Origin of the sequence: Fluviicola sp. (genome assembly GCF_030151805.1) — a bacterium.
In the GTDB taxonomy this organism is placed as follows: Bacteria; Bacteroidota; Bacteroidia; order Flavobacteriales_D; family Crocinitomicaceae; genus Fluviicola.
Window position 1 is genome coordinate 1 of the sequence record NZ_JASLCN010000113.1, and the last position, 9,890, is coordinate 9,890.

Consider the following 9,890-nt stretch of genomic DNA (forward strand, 5'->3'; position numbering starts at 1 on the left):
TTTTTCGATTTGAAATTTCCTGTGAAATCGTAACCGAATAAGTAATCGGCATCAAATTCTTCGAGTAAAATCTGTTTGCCATCCGATGATGTAATGGTAAAGATGACTGTGCCGTTGAGCAGGTCCTTTCCCTTGATTCCAATGAAAAATTCGTCTTTCTTTTCCGGATTGGAAAAGGCATGCATTTGCTTGTTTTCAATGAGAAATTCACTTTTCTCCGGATCCTGCGGGTTTTTAGTTGTTTCCGTTTTCGGAGAATTGGCGTCTTCCGGAGTTGATTTGCCTCCACACGCGCTGATTGTAAGCGTCAACAAGATAGCGCCGGTAATTTGGATGTTCTTCATAAGGTTCTATTTTTCAATTTGATTCAGCCAGTCGGTAATTCCGGCCTGTAATTGCGTTTCTATTTTTTCCAGGTCGGGCACTGTTTCCAGTGTAATGATTTTTCGCCCGTCGGGGTAATTCTTTCCTTTCAGACCAGCTGCATCCGTTATTTTTGCACCTGTTGGAAATACCAGTAAAATCTTTCCGCGGTGTGAGTTAAGAACCAACAGATCACGTTTGTATTCTTTCGCGTCGAAAGCTTTCATTTCTCCGCCGTAATAGAATGCCGGAGAATTCCATTTGATGTGTTCCCGGATTTCAGAATCGCTGTTTAAAACAAGGTTTCGCAGCCTATTGATGATTTCCTGTTCTTCCGGATTCAGTTTTGAGATATGTTCGTCGACCTTCGGATCTTTCATGCGTTAAGCGTTTTTTTGATATAAATGACTTCTTCCGTTTCATCCGTGAAGCGATTTTCGAGGTAAGTTAAACCGATTTTTTCCAATACGCGAACCGAAGCGCTGTTTTCTGGGATGGCTCTTCCCACAATTGCCGGAATCTTCAACTTTTCAAAACCATACTGCAAGCAAGCTTCGGCAGCTTCTGTTGCATAACCGAATCCCCAGAATTTTTGCATGAAACGGTATCCGATATCGAATTCATCGAGTTCGGGTGTATATTTCAACCCGCACCAACCCAGGTATTCACCTGTTGCTTTCAGAATAACTCCCCAACGCCCGAAACCGTATTTCTGGTAATGGTCGTACTTTTCTAAAAATGTTTTTGCTTCTTCAACACTCTCAAAAGGATCATCACCGGTATAACGGATTACTTCCGGATCCAGATTCAATAAATACGCCGCTTCCGCATCTTCCGGAGTCATTTCCCGGAGATAAAGCCGTTCGGTTTCAAGGAGTATTTTATTCATTTGATTAACAGGTATTTTTTTAGAATGCGTTGTTTTTCAGTGAAGATGATTAAAAATAGTAATAAATTGCATGGAAATACGTTCAATTGCTATGAAGTCTAAATCTCTGATCAAACCCCTTACATTGGTATTCTTTTTCAGTTTACTGGTTTTCTTTGTGCTGTTTCAAAGTGGTTTTATTGTTCGGAGATCGGTGAAAATTGATTATTCCGAACTTTATACCAAAAATATGCATGTTACCGGAGACTCATTAAAACAAAAGCAATTTGGATTGAGCACTTTTCAGGAATTAAAACTTCGCGGGGCTTTTGATCCCGAAAATTTTGATGCAATGTTTATTCCGTATCCTGTATCAAACGAAGCTCATCTGAGCAGCTCAAAATCAATAATCATTAATTGGGAACGGGATTTTCCAAGTAACGACAGGTATCTCAAATCTATGTTGAAGAACAGATTTCCACGAAAAAAAGAAAATAAGTAACCATATGCAGATTTTGAAACTGGCTATCGGAGCAGGAATCAGTTTGTTATTTCTGGTATTGCTTTTTGTTCCCATGGAACGCGTTTTCCCTGCAAAAAAAGGTCAGGCCTTTTTCCGGAAAAAGTGGTTCCTGGATTTGAGTTTTTTTCTGGGACAGTATTTATTGTGGAACAGTCTTCTCATTTGGTTTCTAAATTATCTGCACACTTTTATCGACACATGGTTGTCTTACCGGATAATCCATTCGATTCATGCGCAACCTGTCTGGCTACAAGCCATAGAAGTATTGGTTTTAAGTGATTTTTTGATTTATTGGGGGCATCGTCTACAGCACAAGGTTGATTTTTTGTGGCGTTTTCACAAGGTTCATCATACGGCGGAAACGATGGATTGGCTGGCTGCTCACAGGGAACATCCCTTAGATACTGTTTATACCGTCGGCTTGATCAATCTTCCTGTTTTTCTGCTTGGATTTGATTTGAATGCGATTATGATCATTGTCGTCTTCAGGGGAATCTGGGCCATTTACATTCATAGTAATGTGCGATTGAATCTCGGATTTATTCAAAAGATTATTGGTTCACCGGCTTTACATCACTGGCATCATGATTTGGAAAGAGACAGAGGAAATTACTCCAATGTTTCCCCGTTGATGGATCTTCTTTTCGGCACTTACGTTTGTCCGGACCATGAACCGGAACAGTTTGGAATCAAAGAAGCATTTCCTCAAAATTACCTGGGGCAATTGTTTGTTCCACTCGTTCCGAAGTTTGTTGCGAAATGGTTTTCAAAGGGGAGGATAACGGTTGAAAAAAATAATTCAGTATTGGAATAGTTTGGAATTAAACCTTATTCAATCTCAATTCCCATAATACACACATCGTCAATCTGTTCCAGATCTCCTTTCCATTGAAAGAAAGTCCTTTTCAGAATTTCAATCTGGTGGTGAATGTGTTCATTCGAAATCTGAACGATGAGGTTTTTCAGGTTTTTGGCTTTGAATTTCTTCGATTCGGGACCACCGAATTGATCTGCAAAACCATCGGTGATGAGGTACATGCGATCGCCTTTTTCCAGTTCAACCGGATGACTTGTGAAAGGTTGCATATCAAAATGTTTTCCGATCGGTTGTTTATTGGGTTTGATTTCGAGTATGTCTCCGCTCGCTTTTTTCCAGATCCATAGCGGATTATTGGCTCCCGCCCAGGTCAGTTCATTGGAGGATTTGTTCCAGGTACATAGGGAAATGTCCATTCCGTCAGAAACATCCTGGTGATTTTTGGATAACTCTTCCACAATGATTTCACGGGTTTTATCCAGTATTTCTCCCGGATTCCGCAAGCCGAATTCTTTCACCGAACGATTCAGGGCATTGTGGCAAACCACGCTCATCATTGCTCCGGGAACACCGTGCCCTGTGCAATCTGCAACTGCGAAAATGATCGAATCTTTGGTTTCTTCCAGCCAGTAAAAATCTCCGGCAACAATGTCTTTTGGCTCATAAAGAACAAAATGGGAGGGAAGCACCCGCTCACGAAGCTGAAGCGACGGAAGAATGGCTGTTTGAATGCGTTTGGCATAATTGATGGAATCCAGGATCTCGTGATTTTTCTCTTCGACCTGCCGGTTTTTCTGTTCAATGATGATCTGCTGTTTTTTGACTTCTTTCCAGCGACGGTAAAGAATGAATGAAAAACCGAGGATGATGATCCCGACAATTGCAATTGCCCAATTGATAATCAGTGCCTGTTCCTGTTTTTTTCTGCTTTCGAGTTTTTCCTTGACCCGGTTCAAACGCTGATTTTCCCGTTCTTTATCGAACTGGTAATTCATTTCCTCCTGTGTCTGCTTCCGGATATTTTCTTCGTTGGCAAGCTCGCTTTTGAGTTCGTTGTACAAATGCAGGCGCTCAAAGGCATATTCGAAATCCCTGGTTTTTTCTCCGAGCTCTGATTGAGACTGATAAATGGATTTCAAGGTTTCTTTGGAGCCGAGTTTCTTCGCAGTTTTTTCTGCTTCGGACAAACAGTTGTTCGCTTTTTCGAATTGACCTGTTTTGACGGCAATCACACCCAGGTTTAATTTGGAAACGGCAATGCCGAGTGTTTGGCGCAATTTTTCGCGCAATGCAAGCGATTTTAACTGGTAAAATTCCGATTTAGCGTACTCCTTTGTTTCCTGGTAACAAACACCCAGGTTGTTGTAATCGTCTGCTAATCCGATACTGTCATTTAGTTTCAGGTCGATAGCCAATGATTCGTGATAATAGTGAATGGCTTTCCGGAATTTTTTCTGATTCAGAAATACAATTGCCATATTGTTGAGTGAAACCGCAATTCCTTTCGGATAATTGATTTTTCGTCGGATTTTCAACGATTTTTCGTGATACTGCAATGCCTTGTCGTCCAATCCCTGATTTCCGTATATCAACCCGATGTTGCTGAGGATATCGGCTTCGTTGTTTTGGTCTTTGATGCGTTCCGCAATTCTCAAGGCTCTGAAAAAATGATTCAGTGCCTGCGGATAATCACCTTTGTAATCATAGGTGATCCCGATGTTGTTGTCCATCAGGCTTGCAATCGAATCAAACCGATATTTCTGTGCCAGTTTTACCGATTCTTTTCCATAGCGGATTGCTTTGTCGTAATCACCGTAATACCATCCGTATGCAATGGATTCGTTGAGTAAGTGCAGCTTTTGTTTGAGGTTCTTTTCGGATTGCGCGCGTTTGTAGAGTGAGTCAATGCCTGTATTTTGTGCCTGAAGCGGAACAAACAGCAGGAATAGAGTAATAGTCAGCAAGCATTTTTTCACAACACAATAATACAGATTAAACTGATAAGCTTTGTTAAAGAGAATAAAACATTTCGTGAGATTTGATGATCGCTACGGGAAGTCTTGTTACTTTTGCAACACTTTTGAATACAATGGAAATGGAATTGATCACGACATACATCTGCAAGGATTTTGATATCGGAATTCACAACAACATGTTTGGGGGGAAATTGATGTCTTTAATCGATGATGCTGCGGGATCATTCGCATCGCAGGTATGTGATTCACCGAATATGGTGACGATTAAAGTAGACGAGCTGGTTTTTAAAAAAGCAGTGAAATCGGGAGCAATTCTGAAAGTATACGGCAGAGTGGTGCGCTTCGGGAATTCTTCCATTGAATTGTATATGGAAATCAGAAAGCACAATGTGTATACCGGAATCCAGGATTTGGTGACACACACCAACATGACTTTTGTCCGTATCGATGAAGAGGGGAAATCACTTCCGATTGCCGAGTACATCAAAAAAAGACATGCCCGCAGAATGGAACAATACGGAAAGGCTTTATTGCTTCCTACGGAAGAAGGTTTTTCCCAGGAATAATTCCGCAAAAGAAGGGGCTACAAGCCCGGTTTCAGATATTGTTCGATTTGCTGCAACACTTCCCGCTTTTTTCTCCGGGGAAGAAATACTTCGAAATGATTGGTTTTGAGTGCCACGTATCCGGAACCTCCTTTGTCGGAACTGGCAATGTCATCCAGGTTAATGATTACGGATTGATTGACACGGATCAGAGAGGATAGTTCCGAACAATCATTTTCGATATTGTTCAATGACCTGGATAAAAGGTAGGATTCTCCGTCTTTACAGAAGATAGTCGTATAACCACCCGATTGCCCGACCATGTAGGCGATATTGTGACATTCGATGTAATGTGTCTTGTTGTTTTTGATGACCGCAATTTTGGGTTGTTCCGATTGAGTTTTGATTGAATTCAGAAGCTGTTTCTCGTAAATCCGCTTTTTAGCTTTTTCCACCGCTGCTGAAAAACGGTCTATATCAATCGGTTTTAATATGTAATCAATGACAGAATGCTCGAATGCCTGAAGGGAAAACTCTTCGAATCCCGTTACGAGGATTACTTCGAAGGTTCGTTTTTTTAGCTGATTCAACAGATCGAAACCGGTGTTGTCGGGCATTAAAATGTCTAAAAAAAGCAAATCTGTTTTTTGCTGATAAGAAAGGCTTTTTAGAAATCCATTGATATTTTCTGCTTCACCTGCGATTTCAATTTCCGGATGATGTTTTTGAATCAAGATCTGCAGGACTTCACGATTGGCTTGCTCATCATCTATAATAAATGCTTTCATGGTTCATTGATTTTGATAAAGTTCAGCTGTAAAAGTGAAAATGACTTTTGTGCCGGAATCGGAGGTTAAAATATTCATTTCAGCTACTTTTTTTTGAAACTGTTTGTTTAAGGTATCAATTCGTTCGGTGATGAGCTTGTTTCCTTTTGATAAATGATCTTCTGTTTTATTTCGGGAGTTGAATCCCGGGCCATTATCAGTTATTTGGATCACGAGTTTTTGCTGATCGTTCAGGAGGAAAGAAATGGTGAGTTCCGGGTTGCTTTCCTGAAATTTTAATCCGTGCCAGATGGCGTTTTCTAATATGGGTTGCAAAAGGAGGGAAGGGATTTTGAAAGTAGCAAGTTGTGTTTCAGACAACTGAATTACCTTTTCTACTGTGAAGTGGTTATTGGAACGAAGTAATTCCAGTTCCAGGTAAGCATCTGCCAATTGCAACTCTTGATTGATGGTGATAAACTGAGTTTCGCTGTAGTATAGAATTTTCCGCATCAGGAAACTGAATTTTGCTAAATAATGTGCGGCAAAATCATTGTTTCCTTTTAAGATCAAGGCTTGAATGGCTGCAAAACCGTTGCTTAAAAAATGAGGATTTACCTGTGCTTTTACTGCAAGTAGTTTGTATTCATTCAATTTACTTTCAAGTTCGGCACGTTCAGTCATTCGTTTCTTTCTTCTGAGGTTTCTGACCAAACGAACAGATAATAACAGGAGAAGAATTACAATCGAAATCAACAGATAGAACAAAGTGCTTTCCCAGAATGGCTGATTGATCGTAAAGCGGTAATTCTTTGAATTAGTTAATTGGATTCTTCCGTCAATAACCGGAAATATTTCAAGTTCATAGTTCCCGCCCGGCAGCGATTCAAAATTGATTTTGGTCTGTTCGGTTTGTTCATGTATCTTCATTTCTCCATTCAATCTGTAATACAATCCGAGCTTATTTGCATCAAAATGAAGAATGTCAAAATCCAGTGAAATGGGGATGTTGTAATCTATTTTTGCTGGAATTTTGTTGGTTTTCTGTTCTCCGATAAGAATTTCATTCAGGATAACAGCAGGTTTTTTGATTTCGTATTTTGAACTCAATTCTTTAATGACCAGGTCGTCGTCTGTGCAGATAAACAATTTTCCATTGATCAAAAACAGGTTCTGAATTTCTTTCTCAAAGATCTTTTTCCAGGGACTTTTTTTCCCTGCGTGGAGTTTTTTGGCATAAATTCCCTGATTTCCGGCCACGAATAGCTGCTCTTTGGTAATCAAGGCTTTTTTCGCAGAAACGCAGGGAGAATCATACTTTTTAAGTAAACGACCGTTCTTAAAATGAAAGATTCCTTTGTACCGGGAAGTAATGAGGAATTCGTTTGGAGATAATTCCTGAATGTGACTGATATAGTGAGGTTTCCGGAAGAATTTGCTCCGGACTAGTTTTTTGGATGATACATGAAAATCGAAAAGTCCTTCTTCGGTTCCCAGCATGATGAGAGAATCGTTGATTTGTTGTTTACATCTGACAAAAGGGACAGTTGTTTGCTTTTCGTCATGTCGTCGAAACGACTTAATCCGGCTCCAGCTGATGGAATGTATTTCTTCACCGGAGAGAAAAAAATCATTGAACGTATATAATTCATTAATCAATATTTTTTTTCTTTTTTTCAGATCGGTACTTAGTGTGTAAATTCCTTTGATTGAGCAGATGTACCACTTGTCGTTGATAAATTCAATTTTTCTGATATTGCGGAGATTGAGAGGAATCTCTTTTTTTAATTGAATGGCATCATGTATTTTGGTCAGCTCATTGTTTTGAAAATGGAATAGCTGCCCCAGCTTGTTTCCAACCAATATGGTTTGCTGGTGATTTGCTACGTAAGATGGCATCAGGTTACCGTAGCATCGTTCGTGAATATCGGAACAAATAAAAACACCATATTGATTCAGGGAAACTGCCATTCCTTTTCCCGGCAAAGGTGCAATTCCGCCGACAACGCAGCCCGGAAAATGAGTGCTGACCCAATTTCCATGATTATCCAGTTCGATCAGGCCTTTCATGGTAACAAGCCACAAGCGGTCGTGAAAAGCTTCCAGGAAAAGAATCTCGTCATAGGGAAGTATTTCAACGGTAGTTGAACAAACGCGATAGAGATGTGAATTGATCAGTGCAAAATAATTCGTTCCGATTTTGACAAACCCTTCGCGTGATTCAGAGATGTGTTCTCTTGCATGAAGCGCTTTTCGCGGTGATTTAAAACGGACGGTGTGTTTGAGAATTATTGCTTTTTCTGACAGGCGTTTTTCGAAAGGAAATTCTTGTGAAGAGTCAAAGACAAAGACATTCTTTTCTTCTTTGACCGGTTTGGAGCAAGGAGAAACCAAACGGGTTTTAAACCGGTACCGAAAGTAAACAGTGTTTGAAAAGATCATCAATCCATTCTTGTACCAGTGTAATTTTTTGAAATGGATTGCAATCGGAATGGGTTTTGATTTTTTTGAAACAATCCGAATAGCCTTATCCCTTTCCAGAATGAAGATCTCATTTTTGGAATTCAACATGTAGACCTGACCCCTGGGATCTTTTTCGAAATCATAAATGATTCGTTGTTCGATAGGAAGATTTTGACAAATAGGAATAAATTTTTCGCCGTCAAATTTCATCGGACCATATTGAGTTCCAACTATCAGGTAACCTTCCTTATTGAAATTGATGTCATAACATTCTTTGGATAATAATCCTTGTTCGGTTCCGAGGTATTTCCCGTAAAGTTCTTGTGCTTTCAGGTGGTTGAAACAGCAGATGAATAGAAGTGTTAAGATTCTGAAATCCATTTTACAAGAATAGATAAAAAAAGTAAACCGTCCCAAAGCAATTTGGGACGGTTTTATTCATTAGGTGTTGGATTGTACTATTATTCTTTAATCAATTTATGTGTAATGAATCCGTTTTCGGTATGTAGTTCAATCAGGTACATTCCGTTTGGCTGATCGGACAGATCGAAACCGGAAGTGCTTGTGTTTTTTGCGATTGCAACAGATCTGATTAATCTTCCCTGCGTATTGTAAACAGAAATTCCAGATGCAGACATTTCTTTCAGATCTACTGTAAACACTCCGTTTGTTGGGTTTGGATGAATGATGCTGTTGCTCAGAGTTGTTCTGCTTGTTACACCATCTTGTTGAGCAATTCCTGCTACACAGGTGACTGTATGTGTGCTTGAACCTTGGGTGGTACATCTGTCCTGAACAGTGTAAACGATCTGGTAGGTATGTCCCTGAGTAAATGTATAACCCGGGAATGTACAAGGTCCGCAGTTATTCCAGGCCGGATTGGTGTAAGGAGCGCCGGAAGTTGTCAAATCCGTGATCGTCCATGTACCTGTGAAATTGATTCCGCTGTTCACATTTGGAATGGCATTTACGGTGAAGGTTGACTGACCTGACAGACAATTTGCACTTACAGTAAATTCAGAGTTCAAAGCAACGTTGAGAAGAACCAACTTCGTAATCGTATTACTGCTTAAGCTGATGCCACAAGGTCCGAATGCGATTCTGCGGTAATATGTTGTTGTATACAAAGCCGGTGGAGAATAATTCAGACCGGTAGCCGAAGTAATATTGGTCCAGTTTGTACCATCTGTTGAACTTTGCCACTGGTAAGAAGTCATGCTGTAATAGCTGTTCGGAACACTGGCCGCTGCTGTGGAAGTGATCTGGTTCGGTAAATTTCCGCAAGCTACTTTTTCATTTGCCGAGATCGTCCCACCGGAAAAAGACAGGTTAGACAGGCAATCATTGTCGATTCTTCCTGTTAAACTGCGTTCATTCCAAGCCCATGAAGTATTTCCGTGCTGAAGTACATTCAAGTTGGATGTAATGTTCGGATCAATGGTAAAACACTGCGGAGAACCTGTGACATGAACAGTTCTTGCCAGATCGGAATAAGCAGAAAAGGCAGAGGCTGAAGCTACCGAGGCTGAGTAATCATGCTCGTTGACGCGCTAGACCACCTGGTACGC

The 9,890-nt window shown here is 40.3% G+C and carries 9 protein-coding genes; 2 read left to right on the top strand and 7 right to left on the bottom strand.

Features of this window, described 5'->3' with window-relative positions; genetic code table 11:
• The 3 genes from Q1V93_RS04390 to Q1V93_RS04400 form a co-directional block, all read right to left on the bottom strand.
• Positions 1-344: hypothetical protein (locus Q1V93_RS04390; RefSeq protein WP_300662005.1), on the bottom strand; the 344-nt coding region annotated here is incomplete at its 3' end.
• A 6-nt stretch (positions 345-350) separates the two neighbouring features.
• Positions 351-743: a DUF1801 domain-containing protein gene (locus tag Q1V93_RS04395; RefSeq protein ID WP_300662007.1), complete on the bottom strand. Its 393-nt coding sequence runs from the start codon at positions 741-743 to the stop codon at positions 351-353.
• Positions 740-1,252 carry a GNAT family N-acetyltransferase gene (locus Q1V93_RS04400; RefSeq protein ID WP_300662010.1) on the bottom strand — a complete coding sequence of 171 codons (513 nt, stop codon included), beginning with the start codon at positions 1,250-1,252 and terminating at the stop codon, positions 740-742. Before Q1V93_RS04400 ends, Q1V93_RS04395 begins: the two co-directional genes overlap by 4 nt.
• Before the next feature lie 485 nt (positions 1,253-1,737).
• Between Q1V93_RS04400 and Q1V93_RS04405 the strand changes: the two genes are divergently transcribed.
• Positions 1,738-2,568 carry a sterol desaturase family protein gene (locus Q1V93_RS04405; protein WP_300662013.1) on the top strand — a complete coding sequence of 277 codons (831 nt, stop codon included), beginning with the start codon at positions 1,738-1,740 and terminating at the stop codon, positions 2,566-2,568.
• 14 nt (positions 2,569-2,582) lie between these two features.
• Here the strand turns inward: Q1V93_RS04405 and Q1V93_RS04410 are convergent, their stop codons facing one another.
• Positions 2,583-4,547, bottom strand: a complete 1,965-nt coding sequence (locus Q1V93_RS04410; protein WP_300662016.1) for a tetratricopeptide repeat protein — start codon at positions 4,545-4,547, stop codon at positions 2,583-2,585.
• 119 nt (positions 4,548-4,666) lie between these two features.
• Between Q1V93_RS04410 and Q1V93_RS04415 the strand changes: the two genes are divergently transcribed.
• Complete coding sequence (locus Q1V93_RS04415) at positions 4,667-5,113, top strand: hotdog domain-containing protein (protein ID WP_300662019.1); 447 nt, start codon at positions 4,667-4,669, stop codon at positions 5,111-5,113.
• Between the two features lie 17 nt (positions 5,114-5,130).
• On the opposite strand, the gene Q1V93_RS04420 is transcribed toward Q1V93_RS04415, so the two are convergent.
• The 3 genes from Q1V93_RS04420 to Q1V93_RS04430 all read right to left on the bottom strand — a co-directional run bounded on the left by Q1V93_RS04420 (position 5,131) and on the right by Q1V93_RS04430 (position 9,737).
• Positions 5,131-5,880, bottom strand: coding sequence for a LytTR family DNA-binding domain-containing protein (locus tag Q1V93_RS04420; RefSeq protein WP_300662022.1), 750 nt, complete (start codon positions 5,878-5,880; stop codon positions 5,131-5,133).
• A 3-nt stretch (positions 5,881-5,883) separates the two neighbouring features.
• The gene (locus tag Q1V93_RS04425) at positions 5,884-8,703 is read right to left on the bottom strand and encodes a histidine kinase (protein ID WP_300662024.1); all 2,820 of its coding nucleotides are present in this window, start codon (positions 8,701-8,703) and stop codon (positions 5,884-5,886) included.
• Positions 8,704-8,783: 80 nt separating this feature from the next.
• Positions 8,784-9,737 carry a T9SS type A sorting domain-containing protein gene (locus Q1V93_RS04430; RefSeq protein ID WP_300662027.1) on the bottom strand — a complete coding sequence of 318 codons (954 nt, stop codon included), beginning with the start codon at positions 9,735-9,737 and terminating at the stop codon, positions 8,784-8,786.
• Positions 9,738-9,890: the final 153 nt, after the last annotated feature.

Coding starts and splice junctions, on each gene's coding strand:
- Q1V93_RS04405 (WP_300662013.1), top strand. CDS start 1,738: ATGCAGATTTTGAAACTGGCTATCGGAGCAGGAATCAGTTTGTTATTT.
- Q1V93_RS04420 (WP_300662022.1), bottom strand. CDS start 5,880: ATGAAAGCATTTATTATAGATGATGAGCAAGCCAATCGTGAAGTCCTG.
- Q1V93_RS04425 (WP_300662024.1), bottom strand. CDS start 8,703: ATGGATTTCAGAATCTTAACACTTCTATTCATCTGCTGTTTCAACCAC.
- Q1V93_RS04415 (WP_300662019.1), top strand. CDS start 4,667: ATGGAATTGATCACGACATACATCTGCAAGGATTTTGATATCGGAATT.
- Q1V93_RS04400 (WP_300662010.1), bottom strand. CDS start 1,252: ATGAATAAAATACTCCTTGAAACCGAACGGCTTTATCTCCGGGAAATG.
- Q1V93_RS04395 (WP_300662007.1), bottom strand. CDS start 743: ATGAAAGATCCGAAGGTCGACGAACATATCTCAAAACTGAATCCGGAA.